The 16,341-nt window shown below is 43.3% G+C and carries 13 protein-coding genes; 12 read left to right on the top strand and 1 reads right to left on the bottom strand.

The features are described from left to right. The first annotated feature begins 120 nt into the window (after nt 1-120). The 12 genes from JF50_RS10785 to dnaE all read left to right on the top strand — a co-directional run bounded on the left by JF50_RS10785 (nt 121) and on the right by dnaE (nt 15,024). Complete coding sequence (locus JF50_RS10785) at nt 121-894, top strand: isoprenyl transferase (RefSeq protein WP_039609415.1); 774 nt, start codon at nt 121-123, stop codon at nt 892-894. A gap of 11 nt (nt 895-905) precedes the next feature. Continuing rightward, nucleotides 906-1,772: a phosphatidate cytidylyltransferase gene (locus JF50_RS10780; RefSeq protein ID WP_039609414.1), complete on the top strand. Its 867-nt coding sequence runs from the start codon at nt 906-908 to the stop codon at nt 1,770-1,772. 11 nt (nt 1,773-1,783) lie between these two features. Continuing rightward, nucleotides 1,784-2,977, top strand: coding sequence for a 1-deoxy-D-xylulose-5-phosphate reductoisomerase (ispC, locus tag JF50_RS10775; protein WP_039609591.1), 1,194 nt, complete (start codon nt 1,784-1,786; stop codon nt 2,975-2,977). Then, complete coding sequence (gene rseP, locus JF50_RS10770; RefSeq protein WP_039609413.1) at nt 2,977-4,329, top strand: sigma E protease regulator RseP; 1,353 nt, start codon at nt 2,977-2,979, stop codon at nt 4,327-4,329. The genes ispC and rseP overlap by 1 nt, the downstream gene beginning before the upstream one ends. Before the next feature lie 72 nt (nt 4,330-4,401). Then, a complete protein-coding gene (gene bamA, locus JF50_RS10765; protein WP_039609412.1) occupies nt 4,402-6,873 on the top strand; it encodes an outer membrane protein assembly factor BamA in 2,472 nt (823 codons plus the stop codon). 10 nt (nt 6,874-6,883) lie between these two features. After that, nucleotides 6,884-7,402: an OmpH family outer membrane protein gene (locus tag JF50_RS10760; protein WP_039609411.1), complete on the top strand. Its 519-nt coding sequence runs from the start codon at nt 6,884-6,886 to the stop codon at nt 7,400-7,402. Then, complete coding sequence (gene lpxD / locus JF50_RS10755; protein WP_039609410.1) at nt 7,402-8,442, top strand: UDP-3-O-(3-hydroxymyristoyl)glucosamine N-acyltransferase; 1,041 nt, start codon at nt 7,402-7,404, stop codon at nt 8,440-8,442. The genes JF50_RS10760 and lpxD overlap by 1 nt, the downstream gene beginning before the upstream one ends. An 11-nt stretch (nt 8,443-8,453) precedes the next feature. Further along, nucleotides 8,454-8,906 (top strand): 3-hydroxyacyl-ACP dehydratase FabZ, encoded by a 453-nt coding sequence (fabZ, locus tag JF50_RS10750; RefSeq protein WP_039609409.1) that lies wholly within the window; start codon nt 8,454-8,456, stop codon nt 8,904-8,906. A gap of 2 nt (nt 8,907-8,908) precedes the next feature. Further along, nucleotides 8,909-9,679 carry an acyl-ACP--UDP-N-acetylglucosamine O-acyltransferase gene (lpxA, locus tag JF50_RS10745; RefSeq protein ID WP_039609408.1) on the top strand — a complete coding sequence of 257 codons (771 nt, stop codon included), beginning with the start codon at nt 8,909-8,911 and terminating at the stop codon, nt 9,677-9,679. Between the two features lie 113 nt (nt 9,680-9,792). Further along, nucleotides 9,793-10,947, top strand: coding sequence for a lipid-A-disaccharide synthase (lpxB, locus tag JF50_RS10740; protein WP_039609407.1), 1,155 nt, complete (start codon nt 9,793-9,795; stop codon nt 10,945-10,947). Beyond that, nucleotides 10,937-11,530, top strand: coding sequence for a ribonuclease HII (rnhB, locus tag JF50_RS10735; RefSeq protein ID WP_039609406.1), 594 nt, complete (start codon nt 10,937-10,939; stop codon nt 11,528-11,530). Before lpxB ends, rnhB begins: the two co-directional genes overlap by 11 nt. A gap of 2 nt (nt 11,531-11,532) precedes the next feature. Beyond that, nucleotides 11,533-15,024 carry a DNA polymerase III subunit alpha gene (gene dnaE / locus JF50_RS10730; RefSeq protein WP_039609405.1) on the top strand — a complete coding sequence of 1,164 codons (3,492 nt, stop codon included), beginning with the start codon at nt 11,533-11,535 and terminating at the stop codon, nt 15,022-15,024. A 65-nt stretch (nt 15,025-15,089) separates the two neighbouring features. Here dnaE and accA read toward each other — a convergent pair whose 3' ends face one another. After that, nucleotides 15,090-16,049: an acetyl-CoA carboxylase carboxyl transferase subunit alpha gene (gene accA / locus JF50_RS10725; RefSeq protein ID WP_039609404.1), complete on the bottom strand. Its 960-nt coding sequence runs from the start codon at nt 16,047-16,049 to the stop codon at nt 15,090-15,092. Nucleotides 16,050-16,341: the final 292 nt, after the last annotated feature.

Genomic DNA, 16,341 nt, shown 5'->3' with positions numbered 1-16,341 from the left:
TTTAAAATTTAGTCTGAAAATCAGACGTTTTGTCTTAAGTTTTAAGATAACGAATTTTATTAGGTTTGCAGCGATGACTGCGCTATACTAGGCGGCGTTTTTTTTATTTAAAATAGTACTATGGTTTTAAACGCTGACGCGATTTCTCAACAATCACTACCTAAGCATGTTGCCATAATTATGGATGGCAACGGACGATGGGCTCAAGCCCGTAAGCGTCCGAGAGCTTATGGTCATAAAAAAGGTGTCGACTCTGTTCGCAGCGCTGTACAGTTTTGCTCAAAATTAAGTATTGAGTCTTTGACTCTGTTTGCATTTAGCAGTGAAAACTGGCGTAGACCTGAAGACGAAGTCAGTACCTTGATGGAATTATTCCTTTTTGTCTTAAGTAAAGAAGTAAAAAAGTTACATAAAAATAATGTAAAACTAAACATAATTGGGGATATATCAAAGTTTCCTACAAGTTTGCAGGATAAAGTCCATGATGCCCATGCATTAACTGGACAAAATACTGGGTTGCAGTTAAATATCGCCGCAAACTATGGTGGTCGTTGGGATATTGTCAATGCTGCTCAAACGCTTGCAGAAAAAATACAAAGCGGTGAGTTAGGTGTTACCGATATTACAGAAGATGCGCTGACAAATAATATGTCAATGGCAGATCAAAGCCCGCTTGATTTACTCATTCGTACAGGCGGTGATTATCGGATCAGTAACTTCTTGTTATGGCAAGCTGCTTACGCAGAGTTATATTTCACAGAAACTCTTTGGCCTGATTTTAACGAAGAGGCTTTCTCAGAGGCAATCGCTTGCTATATTTCTAGAGAGAGGCGCTTTGGTTGCACAGGTGAACAAATAAAACAACTACTCGCCGAGAGCAATACAACAAGTTAAAGGTATTCAGTTTGTTAAAACAACGTATTATGACGTCGGCTGTGCTTGCACCGCTGGCGCTGATTTTAGTATTTTACACGCCGCTAAACTTGTTTAGCGTTATTGCAGCATCAATTGTACTGCTAGGTGCCTGGGAGTGGGCCTCGTTAATGGGGATCTCAAAGCCGTTGTATCGTTTGGCGTATGTTGCAGTAACTGGTGTATTTATTGCCACTTTGCACTTCCACTGGCCTATAGAGAGCCTTTGGCAGTCTGGTAAATTGGTAGCAGATGCAAATTATGTCTTTACGCTCGCAGCCGCGTGGTGGATTGTGGCCACTTTACTGGTGACACGTTACCCAAAAATGGCAAAGTCATGGAGTCAGGGTATTGTGATGCCCGCGATTGCAGGCTTTTTAACCCTCATACCTTTATGGCTTGCGCTAAATGTGCTTCGAAGCGCGGATTATCATGCATCAGAGCAATTCGGTTCGATACTTATCATGGTGGTTCTTGGGATTGTATGGAGTGCTGATATCGGTGCGTACTTTGCGGGGAAAAATTTAGGCAAAAGAAAATTAATGCCCAATGTGAGTCCGAATAAAACAATCGAAGGACTCATTGGTGGATTGATCACAGCGGTCGTGTTTGTATTAATTTTTTGCTATTGCTCTGATGTTGAGCATAAACATTGGTTAATGTACGGCTTGTTAACCGTGGTGATTGCATTGTTTTCGGCAATTGGTGATCTGCTTGAGAGCATGTTTAAGCGCGAAGCTGGGTTAAAAGATTCTGGCAGCTGTTTACCAGGACACGGCGGCATATTAGATCGCATTGATAGTTTGACGGCAGCTGCGCCCATGTTTGCCTTGTTTTATGCTTGGACGGTTACACTATGAGTAAAGCTGTAATGCCTGCTCAGCAGGTGGTTATTCTCGGCTCAAGTGGTTCTATCGGTACGTCAACTCTAGATGTTATTAGCCGTAACTCAGCCCGATATAGCGTGTTTGCTTTGGTTGCAGGTAAGAATATTGACACTGTATATCAACAAGTTATTGAGCATAAACCGAAATACGTCGTGATGAACGACGAAGACGCTGCAAACGCGTTAAGCGCACAACTGAGTGGCTTCGCGACAGAAGTTATGAGCGGTACTCGCGCAATGTGTGAAGTCGCATCACATGATGATGTGGATATTGTGATGTCCGCGATTGTTGGTGCAGCGGGTTTGTTGCCAACTTTGGCTGCGGTTGAATCTGGCAAAAAAGTCTTACTTGCCAACAAAGAATCTTTGGTGATGTCCGGTAAATTATTTATGGACAAAGTCAAAAAGCATGGCGCGACTCTGTTGCCGATAGACAGCGAACACAATGCGATTTTTCAATGTATGCCGCGCGAAATGCAACAGGGGACGACAACGGACTTTTCACCGCTAGGTATCCACAAAATATTGCTTACAGGCTCAGGTGGTCCTTTCTTAAATCGTGATATCCATACTTTATCTCAAGTGACAGTCGCGGAAGCTGTAGCACACCCGAACTGGTCTATGGGTCAGAAAATCTCTGTTGATTCAGCCACAATGATGAATAAGGGATTAGAGTTTATTGAGGCAAAGTGGTTGTTTGACTGTCAGGCCGACGATATTGAAGTGGTTATCCATCCACAGAGTATGATCCATTCAATGGTTCAGTATCAAGATGGCTCTGTGATCGCACAAATGGGGCAGCCAGATATGCGCACCCCTATCGCGTATGGTTTGGCTTACCCTGATCGCATTGATGCTGGTGTTCAACCGCTCGACTTTTCCCGCATGAAAGATTTTACATTCACTGAGCCAGATTATAATCGCTATCCAAATCTCCAGTTAGCCATTGAGGCTTGCCGTTTAGGGCAAGCTGCAACAACGACACTGAATGCTGCCAATGAAATATCAGTTGCCGCATTTTTACAGGGAAAAATTGGTTTTATGGATATTTTTAAAGTGAACGAACAAGTACTTTCCAACAGTGCACTAGGTGAGCTAGACACCATGGAAGAAATTATTGATATGGATGCTCAAGCGCGTCGGTTAGCCCAAGAGCTTGTGTTAAGGCAGGTCGGCTAATGTTTGATTTTTTCTGGAATCTGGGTTCTTTTATTGTCGCACTGAGTATATTGGTAGCGGTTCATGAATATGGACATTTTTGGGTTGCCAGAAAAGCCGGCGTAAAGGTTTTACGCTTTTCGATTGGGTTTGGAAAGCCACTGTTTACTTGGTATGACAAGTTGGGCACAGAATACGCGATCTCTGCGATCCCACTTGGTGGTTATGTCAGAATGCTTGACTCACGGGTCGATGACGTGTCAGAGCAAGATAAACTCCTGACGCTTAATAGTAAATCAGTTTATGCGCGTATGGCGGTTGCTGCGGCAGGGCCGATAGCTAACTTTTTATTTGCTATTCTCGCGTTAGCCATAATGTATATTGTTGGCGTTCAAAACGTTAAACCCGTCGTTGGTTCAATTGCATCAGATTCAATCGCTTTTCATGCGGGTATGCAACCTGGTGACCAGATAACCCGGATTGGTGATGATGAAGTGGCGTCTTGGCAAGAAGTTAACTTTGCAGTCATGTCTGGTTTAGGTGAGCAAAGGTTAGACGTTAAGGTGACAGATGAGCGTGGGCAAATTGCCATAAGAACGCTGGATGTTGAAGGGTGGAAGCTAGATAAACGCGATGTTGCACCTTTGACATCTATTGGTATTACACCGTATAGGCCTGATATTACGACTGAATTAGCCCTTGTTGCTGACGGCTCTGCAGCAGCACGCGCCAACGTTCAAGCAGGCGATAAGATCGTGTCATTTAACCAACAGAACATCTCGAGTTGGACACAATTTGTAGAGCTAGTTCAACTTGCACCCAACAAGCAAAGTGTCATTACAGTGTTGAGAAATGGCAGTACAATCACCTTGAATATCACACCAGATGCAAGAGAGACATCGCAAGGGACGACGATAGGTTACTTGGGCGTTGTGCCGAAACAGAAAAGTTGGCCGCCAGGGTACATTGAGACTAGACAGTACGGTGTATTCGATAGTATCTTGCTTGGCGTTCAGAAAACCTATGCCCTTACCATGTTGAGCTTCGAGATGATAGGTAATCTGATCACGGGGCAAGTATCTGTAAAAAATATCAGTGGACCTGTTGGTATTGCCGTTGGGGCCGGAGACAGTGTTAGTTATGGATTAATTGCTTTTTTAAGCTTCTTAGCATTAATTAGCGTCAACTTGGGGGTTTTCAACCTTTTACCGCTGCCCATGTTGGATGGTGGACATTTGATGTATTACTTAATTGAACTAATTCGAAAAAAACCGGTCTCTGAAAAGACACAAGAGTTAGGTTATAAGCTGGGAGCAATGATGTTACTGGCATTGACCTGTTTTGCACTGTTTAATGATGTATCGAGGCTCTAGGCTCTTATAATAAGGGCGATAGCGCACGTGGCGTTTAGTTCGCCGTAAGCTGTAAAGGATAAAGATAAAAAAATGCCTATAAAAAAACATTTAGCTGTAACGAGTTTACTTGGCGCTAGTTTTGCCGCTCTAGGGCAAAACTCCTTTATCGTAGAAGATTTAAAAGTTGAAGGGTTACAACGTGTTGCACTTGGTGCAGCCTTAACTCATATACCAATTAACGTTGGCGATGAAGTTGATAATTACACGGTCTCTAAAACCATCAAAGCGCTTTTTTCGTCAGGGCACTTCGATGATATTTCTGCTTACCGTGATGGCAATCAAATTGTTTTTAAAGTAAAAGAACGACCTACGATTGCTTCTATTGAATTTGATGGCAACAAAGACATCAAAGATGAACAGCTTCAAGAGAGCTTAGACGGTAAAGATATCCGCACTGGTGAAACGCTAGACAGAACGGTCATTGACGGTATTGAAAAAGGCTTAATAGAGTTCTTTCACAGTATCGGTAAATACAACGCTAAAATTGAAGTGAGCATTGTTGAGTTGCCACGAAACCGAGTCAAACTAAAATTTGAGTTTGATGAAGGAGACGCGGCATCTGTTCGTCAAATCAACTTAGTTGGTAACGAACTTTTCTCTGACGAACAGCTATTGCGCCTTGTCGAGTCACAACAAGATTTACCATGGTGGAAGTTCCTTTCAAGCGATCGCTATCAAAAGCAAACAATTGAAGGTGATCTAGAGAAGATTCGAAGTTACTACTTGGATAGGGGCTATCTGAGGTTCAATATTGACTCGACTCAAGTATCGGTGAGCCCAGAGCGTGAGTCTGTTTATGTTACGGCGAATATTTCCGAAGGTGAAAAATATACAGTTAAAGGCTTTGACTTTATCGGTGATTTACTAGGTCGCGAAGACCTTATCAGAAGCGTGATCCCTTTAAAATCTGGTGAACTGTACAATGGCTCTTTGGTGACTTCATCAGAAGAATTTATTAAGAGCTATTTAGCGCGTTTTGGTTATGCCAATGCTGAAGTACGTACTATTCCAGAAATTGACGATGAAAATAAAGAAGTACAGTTAACGTTATCAGTTGACCCTGGTAAGCGTGTTTATGTACGTCGTATTTTGGTGAATGGTAACCAGAGCACCGCTGATCATGTTGTACGAAGAGAGATGACGCAGCTTGAGGGCGCTTGGTTGTCAAACCAAAGCCTTGAGCGTTCTAAACTACAAATTCAACGATTACCTTACATGGAAACGGTTGATTTTGAAGTTAAACCTATCCCTGGTGTTGATGACCAGGTTGATGTTGATTTCAATGTTAAAGAGCAACCAGCAGGTAGTTTCCAAGCCGGTGTGGCATATGGTTCATATGCGGGTCTGCAGTTTAATGTTGGTGTGAGTGAATCAAACTTTTTAGGTTCTGGTAACCAAGTTGCGTTTAACATTAACACGTCAAAAGCGTCAACCCGTTACAGTGTGTCATACACAGATCCATACTTTACGCCAGACGGTATCTCTCAGGGTAGTAGCATCTTCTTTAGTAAATTTGATGGCTCAGAGATCGGCTTGATTGACTACGACTCTCGTAGTTATGGTATTGGTACCCATTTTGGTATTCCAATAAACCCTGTCAACCGCTTGAACTTTAGTTTCCGTTGGGTTGAAGAAGAACTTGACAGAATTGCTGATTACGAACAAACGCGCGTACTTCAATTGACCTTCAAGGATCCAGATGATCCGGCAGGTGGCTATGATTTCACCAAGTATGAATTAGGGTTTGGTTGGTCACGTATTACGGTAAACCGTGGTATGTTCCCGACAGATGGTTCACGTCAAACTGCAAATTTCAACATCACGACGCCTAACTCGGATCTAAACTACTTTAAATTAAGTTATGACTCGCGTTTTTACTGGCCAGTGAGCAACGATCATCGCTGGGTATTCTCAACGAGGGCATCACTTGCATATGGTAACGGCTATGGTGAAGAAAATGGCTTCGATCAAGTGCTGCCATTCCAAGAGTTCTATCGTATTACAGAAATGGAACTAAGAGGCTTTGAGAGAAATACAATCTTACCGCTAGCGGTTCAGCGCGCTCCTCAATCAGTGCCCGGAGCATGTCTACCAGATGGTACCGAATGTGGCGCAATTGGTGGTGATCCTGAGTTTGATGAATTACGACCTCTTGGTCGAATCGGTGGTAATGCCAAAGCCGTATTTGGTGCGGAAATGATTGTACCAACCCCGTTTTTAGATGAAGAAAACACCAGCTCGGTACGAACTAGTTTCTTTATCGATGCTGCAAACGTTTGGGACACTGAGTTTGATGTAGACCGCTACTCAAACTTACCGGAGCATCAATATAATCAACTATCAGATTTCTCTGACCCAAGTCGCTTTAGGGTTTCTACAGGTATGTCTATTCAATGGATTTCACCTATGGGACCAATGTTAATTAGTTTTGCGTATCCACTGAAGAAAGAAGAAGACGATGATACTAAGAACATCAGCTTCAACATCAGTAATACATTCTAAGGAGTTTATTGTGAAAAAGATTTTTAAAACCTCTGCTATGGGTATCCTAGCTGCTCTACTTATGGGTAACTCTATCAACGCATTCGCACATAAAGTGGGTATTGTTGATATGCAGACTGTTTATCAACAATTGCCGCAGATGGCTAAAATTGAGCAAACACTGAAAAGTGAATTTTCGGAGCGTCGTCAAGAACTTGAAAAACTACAAGGTGACATCCGTTTTGAAGCTGAAAAGTTCAAGCGCGAAAGTGCAACCATGAGTGAAGATCAAAAAACAGCACTACGTGACAAAATTCAAGGTATGCAAAAAACACTGGCTGAGAAAGGTCGTCCGCTTGAGCAAGAAATTAAACAGCGTCAAAACCAAGAGCTAGCTAAAGTACAAAAAATGATCTTGGATGCCATTGAAAGTGTTGCTAAAAAAGGAAAGTTTGACGAAGTTAGATTAAAAGAAACGACAATCTACTTCAACCCTGATAAAGTTAGCGATCTGTCGGATGATATTGTTGAAGCAGTTAGCAAAAAGTAATGACTAAACACTATACGTTGTCGCAACTGGCTGATCATTTGGGGGCCGAGATAGAAGGTAACCCGGATCAGCCAATTGTAAAAATTGCCACTTTATTGAATGCGAGTGATCAAGAGATTGCATTCTTGGCAAATAAAAAATATCGCAGCCAGCTTGATTCAACCCAAGCTGGCGCTGTTATATTATCAGCGGATGATGCGGAATTTTTTTCGGGTAACAAATTAATTTGTGATAACCCCTATGTGGCGTATGCCAAACTTGCCCAGTACATGGATACTACTCCCAGTGCTGCCAGCTCAATTCACAGTACAGCCGTTATTGACCAAAGTGTTCACTTGGGTGAAAACGTAAAGATTGCAGCCAATGCGGTTATTGAAGCGGGTGCTGTTATTGGTGACAACGTTGAAATTGGAGCAGGCTGTTTTATCGGTCAGCATGTTCGCATTGGTGCAGGTACGAAGCTTTGGGCAAATGTCACTATTTACCACGAAGTTGAGATTGGCGAGCATTGTTTGTTCCAATCAGGCAGTGTGATTGGCAGTGACGGTTTTGGTTATGCAAATGAATCTGGAGAATGGGTTAAAATTCCACAAATTGGTACGGTTATTATTGGTAACCGAGTGGAAGTTGGCGCATGCACGTCTATCGACCGAGGTGCAATAGACAACACTGTGATCCATGATAATGTGATTCTAGATAACCAAATTCAAATTGCACATAATGTTGAAATTGGATACGGCACAGCCATTGCCGGGTGTTCGGTGTTAGCTGGTAGTGTTAAAATTGGAAAGTACTGTCAACTTGGCGGTATGGTGGCGGTCAATGGTCACAATGAGGTGTGTGACGGCGTCGTTATTACTGGTATGAGTATGGTGACAAAGGGTATCTCTAAGCCAGGTATTTACTCTTCAGGTATGCCTCATACTACCAATAAAGAGTGGCGTAAAAACATTGCACATTTACGTAATCTTTCCGACTTTAAATCACGCATTAAAGCACTCGAGACTCTCACCGAGCAGTTAAACCAGACGGATAAATAAAAGGTACTATTTTGGCCAACGAATTAAACAGCTTTGATATTCAAGAAATCTTGAAGTTACTTCCTCACCGTTACCCTATGCTACTAGTGGATAAGGTGATTGATCATAAGCCTGGTGAATATTTACATGCTGTGAAAAATGTCACAGCAAATGAGCCTATTTTTACAGGGCACTTCCCAGATCAGCCCATTTTTCCAGGGGTTATGATCTTGGAAGCACTTGCTCAAGCAACTGGCCTACTTGGCTTTAAAACGGTCGAGAATCGCAGTGAGAATGAGCTATACTTGTTTGCAGCCATTGACAATGCAAGGTTTAAGCAGCCAGTTGTTCCTGGCGATACGATGCATTTACACGTACAGTTTGTTAAAGAGCGTCGCAACATTTGGAAATTTTCAGGTGAAGCGAAGGTAGACGGCAATGTTGTATGTAGTGCAGAAATAATGTGTGCTAGAAGAGAGTTTTAAGCGTGATCCATCCTACCGCAATTATTGAGCCAGGCGCTAAATTAGGAAACAACGTCTCAGTCGGACCATACAGTTATATCGGTAATGATGTGATTATCGGTGATGATTGTAAGATAGAGTCTCATGTAGTTATTAAAGGGCCAAGTGAAATTGGCTCTGGTAACCACATATTTCAGTTCGCGTCAGTAGGCGAGGCCTGTCAAGATAAAAAGTACAAGGATGAACCGACCAAACTGATTATTGGTGACAACAACGTGATCAGAGAGTGTGCCACAATTCATCGCGGCACCATTCAAGATCAAGGTGTTACCATTATTGGTAGTAACAATTTATTCATGGCATATACCCATGTTGCACACGACGCTGTAATTGGCAATAACGTGATTTTTGCTAACAATGCGAGTGTTGCTGGCCACGTACATGTTGGAGACTGGGTTATCCTTGCAGGTAACTCTGGTGTGCATCAGTTCTGTAAAGTGGGTTCGCATGCGTTTGTTGGCATGTATTCTGGCGTGAATCAAGACGTCCCACCGTTTGTAACAACGACGGGGACTCCTGCAAGACCGGTTGCGATTAATACCGAAGGGTTAAAGCGCCGTGGTTTTGAATCTGATGAAATTATGGCAACGCGTAGAGCATATAAAACACTCTTCCGTAAAGGCCTTAAGTTAGATGAAGCGGTAGCCGCTTTGCAAGATGAAGCAAAGCAGTTTCCTGCAGTTCAGCAGATGCTTGATTTTATCGCGACATCAGAGCGTGGATTGGTACGCTAACAAAATCTAGCTCTTTGCTTTCTATATCGTATTTTTTCGGATAACAAAGAGCGGGTTCTGATATAATAACGCCATACTTAGTATGGCGTTTTTTATTTTCTAGAAGAACAAAAATGGCAAACGAAAAATCAATTACTGTTGGGATTGTCGCAGGTGAGTTATCTGGCGATATTCTTGGTGCAGGTCTCATTAAAGCGTTAAAAAAGCGCTTTCCAAATGCCCAGTTTGTTGGCATCGCGGGCCCCAAAATGCAAGCCGAAGGCTGTAAGAGCTTATTTGATATGGAAGAGCTTGCAGTGATGGGGCTTGTGGAAGTATTAGGCCGACTACCACGATTACTTAAAATTCGAAAAGAGTTGGTCAATTATTTTATTCAAAATCCACCAGATGTCTTTATCGGCGTTGATGCGCCTGATTTTAACTTGCGTGTTGAAAAACCATTGAAAGCGGCGGGTATAAAAACCATTCAATATGTGAGTCCATCCGTTTGGGCTTGGCGGCCAAAGCGCATTCATACCATCGCTGAGGCAACAAACTTGGTTTTATCATTGTTGCCATTCGAAAAGGCGTTTTATGATAAGTATGAAGTGCCATGTACGTTTGTCGGTCATACCCTTGCAGATGAAATTCCATTAGAGTCAGACACCTTAGCAGCCAGAAAAGAGATAGGATTAAAAGAATCAGACACGGTATTGGCGTTGTTGCCCGGCAGTCGTGGCTCTGAGGTTGGCTTATTGAGTGAAACATATTTACAAACTGCAAAGCAATTAGTGGACAAAATCCCTGATCTTAAAATTGTAGTACCTTTGGTCAATGAAAAGCGTCAAAAACAGTTCACGCAAATTTTGAATAAAATTGCGCCAGAACTGAGACCAATCATGTTAGACGGTAAGTCTTCACTGGCGATGACGGCGGCAGATGCCGTGCTGTTGGCGTCAGGTACCGCGACGCTGGAAGCCATGTTGTATAAAAAACCCATGGTGGTAGGTTATCGCCTTAAAACCTTGAGCTATAAAATATTTAGCACATTTTTCACTTTTAATATTAAGCACTTTTCATTGCCTAATTTATTGGCTGATGCGCCTTTGGTTGCTGAGTTCTTGCAAGAAGATTGTAATCCAGATGCATTAACCGATGCACTCTTACCCCTATTAAGAGGGGATAATTCAGCGTTGATAAAACGTTTTTATGAAATACACAAAGATATTCGCTTGAATGCCAGCGAACAGGCAGCCATTGCCGTTGCGGAGGTAATAGATGCAAATTGAGCGCCCAAACGTTAACCATATAGCTGGTGTTGATGAGGTTGGACGAGGCCCTCTAGTGGGGGATGTGGTCACTGCAGCGGTTATTTTGGACCCAGAAAAGCCAATTGAAGGGTTAACTGACTCAAAAAAGTTGTCTGAGAAAAAACGTAATGCTTTGGCGGAAGAAATTAAAGAGAAAGCTCTGTGCTATTGTATTGCACGCGCATCGGTTGAAGAAATCGATGAGCTAAATATTCTGCACGCTACCATGCTGGCAATGAAGCGCGCAGTTGAAGGTTTATCAATTCCTGCTGAATTTGTTTTTGTTGATGGTAATCGTGTGCCTGATATTGCGGTTCCTACACAAGCGGTTGTGAAAGGCGATAGCCTAGTAGCTGAGATCAGTGCGGCCTCAATTTTGGCTAAAGTCACGCGTGATAATGAAATGATTGAATTAGATGAACAGTATCCTGAATTCGGTTTTGCGGGCCACAAGGGGTATCCGACTAAGGCGCACTTCGAAGCTCTTGCACAACATGGCATTACCCCTTATCACCGTAAGAGCTTTAAGCCAGTACAAAAAATTATCGCGGAGCAGTCGTAACTATGCCAACGCCTAATTTTGTACACTTACGTGTGCATAGTGACTTCTCAATGGTCGATGGTTTGGCAAAAACCAAACCGATTGTTGCTAGAGCGCAAGAACTTGAAATGCCTGCGTTTGCCATCACGGATCAAATGAACTTATGTGGTTTAGTGCGGTTTTATGGCGGTGCCCATGGCGCAGGAATAAAACCTATGGTGGGGGCAGATCTGTGGCTGAAAAGCGATGAGTTGCCTGATGAGCCTTGTCGTATTGTGGTGCTGGCGAAAAATAATGAAGGGTATAAAAACCTGACACTACTGATTTCCGAAGCGTTTCTAAGAGGTCATGTATTCCATCGTCCGGTGGTTGATAAGGCATGGTTAGCGCAGTACAAAGAGGGCTTAATATTACTCTCAGGCGCAAAAGATGGCGATGTGGGTAAAGCTCTACTTAAAGGTAACCAGCAACTGGCTTTAGAAACACTGGCCTTCTATGAAGAACATTTTGCGGATCATTATTACCTTGAACTTCACCGTACAGGGCGCGAGCAAGAAGAAGACTATTTACATGCAGCTGTGGCCCTTGCTGCTGAGCGCAATTTACCGGTTGTTGCCACCAATGAAGTGGTATTTTTACATGAAGAAGACTTCGAAGCGCATGAGATCCGTGTTGCTATCCACGATGGATACACGTTAGAAGATAAGAACAGACCGAAACGCTTTTCCAAAGAGCAGTATCTAAAAACACCTGAGCAGATGGCTGAGTTGTTTAGTGACATCCCCGAAGCGCTGGAAAATACGGTGGAAATCGCTAAGCGCTGTAATGTTACGGTCCAGCTCGGTACGTACTTCTTACCAGACTACCCTACGGGTGATTTAAAAATTGATGACTTCTTAGTTAAGGTATCTGAAGATGGCCTTGAAGAACGTCTACAGTTTTTATTCCCAGATGAAGAAGACAGAAAAGTTAAGCGAGTTGAGTACGATGATCGTTTAAGGATTGAATTAGACGTTATCAACCAAATGGGATTCCCAGGCTACTTCTTGATCGTAATGGAATTCATTCAGTGGAGTAAAGATAACAATATCCCAGTTGGTCCTGGTCGAGGTTCTGGTGCGGGTTCATTGGTGGCGTATGCATTGAAGATCACCGATCTTGACCCACTTGAATTCGACCTGCTATTCGAACGATTCTTGAACCCAGAACGTGTCTCGATGCCTGACTTTGACGTCGACTTCTGTATGGATAGACGAGATGAGGTGATTGATCACGTTGCCAAATTGTACGGGCGACAAGCGGTATCTCAGATCATCACCTTTGGTACCATGGCGGCCAAAGCGGTAATTCGTGACGTAGGCCGGGTATTAGGTCACCCATATGGCTTTGTTGATAGAATTTCCAAGCTAGTACCTGGCGATCCAGGTATGACACTTGCCAAAGCTTTTGAAGTCGAGCCAAGGTTACCTGAAGCTTACGACGGTGATGATGAAGTAAAAGAGCTTATCGACAAATGTCGAATTCTAGAGGGGTGTACCCGTAACGCTGGTAAACACGCCGGTGGTGTTGTTATCTCGCCAACCAGCATTACCGACTTTGCAGCCTTATACTGTGACGAAGAGGGTAAGTTTCCAGTTACCCAATTTGATAAAAACGACGTAGAAACGGCCGGTCTAGTAAAGTTTGACTTCTTAGGTCTAAGAACACTGACCATATTGCAGTGGGCGTTGGATATGGCCAACGAGCGTTTGGCACGGGAGCAAAAGCCATTTGTTGATATCAACGCGATTCCACTGGATGACCATGCCAGTTTTGAGGTGTTACTCAGAGCAGAAACCACCGCAGTATTCCAGCTAGAATCCCGTGGTATGAAAGATCTGATCCGCCGACTTAAGCCAGACTGCTTTGAAGATATGATCGCACTGGTTGCTTTATTCCGTCCGGGTCCTCTGCAATCGGGCATGGTAGATAACTTCATCGACCGTAAGCATGGCCGAGAAGAGATCTCTTTCCCAGATGCTCAATATCAGCATGAAAGCTTAGCACCTATCTTAGAGCCGACCTATGGGATCATCCTCTATCAGGAGCAGGTCATGCAGATCGCGCAGGTCCTTGCTGGTTATAGCCTAGGTGGCGCTGACTTGCTTCGTCGTGCGATGGGTAAGAAAAAACCTGAAGAGATGGCAAAGCAACGTTCAACCTTTGAAGAAGGGTCGATCAATAACGGGGTTGATGGCGAACTTGCGATGAAGATCTTCGACCTTGTAGAAAAGTTCGCAGGTTATGGTTTTAACAAATCTCACTCGGCAGCATACGCACTGGTTTCTTATCAAACGCTCTGGATGAAAACGCACTTCCCTGCTGAATTCATGGCGGCGGTAATGTCTGCGGATATGGATAACACCGATAAGATTGTCACCTTGGTTGATGAGTGTGAAAACATGAAGTTGACCTTGTTACCACCGGATGTGAATGCGGGTGTGTATAAGTTTGCAGTGAACTTACAAGGTGAGATTGTTTACGGCATTGGCGCGATTAAAGGGGTCGGTGAAGGTCCTGTCGAGGCGATCCTTGAAGCGCGCGAGCAAGGTGGTGAGTTTAAAGACCTATTTGATTTTTGTGCCCGTGTTGACTTAAAACGTCTTAACCGCCGTGTGATTGAAAAGCTCATTTATGCTGGGGCCCTCGATAAGCTTGGCCCAGAGAAGAAACAAGGTGGACGTGCAACATTATTGGCAAGTTTGAAAGACGCCATGAAATCTGCCGAACAACACCATAAAGCGGAGCAGTTAGGTCAGTCAGACTTATTTGGTTTGCTTGCAGTTGAACCTGAGGAAGTCGCGCAAGCTTTCGTTCAGGCGCCGCCTTTGAGTGACAACGAGTGGCTTGATGGTGAAAAGGAAACGCTGGGTTTATACCTGACCGGACATCCGATAAACCAATATCGCAAAGAACTCAAGCATTATACATCTGGCAAATTGGTAGATTTACAGCCGACCAACAGAGATATGCAATCGACAGCCGCTGGACTGGTTATCAATGCGCGAACTTTGATAAATAAAAAAGGCAACCGCTGGGGTCTTATCACGCTTGATGACAAGAGTGCCCGTATTGATGTGCGTTTCTTTCCTGAACAATTTGAAATGTACGAGAGCTTGCTCCAGGTAAACCAGATCTTGGTGATCTCTGGGCAGGTGAGTTTTGATAACTTCTCCGGTGGTATTACGATGACTGCCAGAGATGTGAATACCATTGGGCAGGCACGGGAGAAACGTGTGAACTCAATGAAGATGCGGCTCAATATGGCGCAAATTGATGCGGGGTTTGGTGAGAACTTAAAACGGGTATTAGAGCCATATAAGTTTGGAACATGTCAGGTGATCATCGAATATCAACGCCCTGATGCAACTGCGGAATTAACACTTGGCACGCAGTGGTGTGTGACACCGAGTGACGAGCTGATGAGGGCATTGAAAAAGTTAACTGGACAAGATGTAGAATTAATTTTTGATTAAACATACATGATTTCAGCTACAAAAAAGGCCACCCAATGGGTGGCCTTTTTAATTTTAACTTTTAATTAGTTACAATAACCAAAAGACATTAGGCGCTGGTATCTTTGCTCAAGCATTTCTTCTTGGCTAAGTTTAGACACGCTATCTAGATCTTTGATGATCTGCGCTTTTAGATTTCTTGCCGCCGTATCGTAATCACGGTGTGCACCGCCTAGAGGCTCAGAAACGATTTCGTTGATTAGGTTGTTATCTTTGATACGCTGTGCAGATACACCCATTGCTTCAGCTGCAAGAGGTGCTTTTTCTGCACTCTTCCAAAGGATTGAAGCACACCCTTCAGGTGTGATAACTGAATAAGTACTATAACGTAGCATGTTAACGCGGTCGCCCACACCAATTGCTAGCGCACCACCTGAACCACCTTCACCGATTACGCTACAAATTGTAGGAACCTTTAATGATGCCATGACTTTTAAGTTCATTGCGATGGCTTCACTTTGACCACGCTCTTCTGCGCCAATTCCAGGGTATGCACCTTGTGTATCGATTAATGTGATCACTGGCATCTTAAAACGTTCAGCCATTTCCATAAGACGCTTAGCTTTACGGTAACCTTCTGGACGTGGCATACCGAAGTTACGCTTGATTTTTTCTGCTGTATCACGACCTTTTTCTTGGCCGATTACCATCACTGGCTTACCGTCTAGTCGTGCAGTACCGCCAATGATTGCTGGGTCGTTTGCAAATGCGCGATCACCTGCAAACTCGTCGAATTCTGTAAACATGCGCTTGATGTAGTCACTTGCATGAGGACGCATTGGGTGACGCGCTAGTTGAAGTAACTGCCAAGGGTTAAGTTCTGAGTAAATTTTTTCAGTAAGCTGTACACTTTTTTCTTTTAACTTACTGATTTCTTCTTCCAGACTTAGGTCCAAAGAACCTGAGCGACTAACAGCTTGTAGCTCTTTAATTTTTTGCTCTAATTCAGCTACTGGAAGTTCAAATTCTAGATAATTTAAGCTCATTTTCTAACCTATCTGATAATTTTTTAAAGTTTGTCTCGGTTTTATGTAGAGAGTACAGATTTAAAATGCCGTGACTCAGTTATTTTCAGCATATTATTTAGCATAGTCTATTTTGCTAAATGGAGCTTAAACTAAGTGTCAATATTGCTTATTTAAGTCAGTTTTTGCAGAAGATGTCGAATTTTAGCGACATTTACCTTCTTCATTTTTTAACTGTTTTTCCTTCGTGAAGGCGCTGTTCTCTGTCATCACATACAATTTTGTGCACATTATACTGCCCCGAGCTGGATCT

Source organism: Pseudoalteromonas luteoviolacea (assembly GCF_000814765.1).
GTDB classification, from domain to species: domain Bacteria; phylum Pseudomonadota; class Gammaproteobacteria; order Enterobacterales; family Alteromonadaceae; genus Pseudoalteromonas; species Pseudoalteromonas luteoviolacea_H.
The sequence above is the reverse complement of the archived record's forward strand: the minus strand, read 5'-3'. Positions and strand labels throughout refer to the sequence as shown.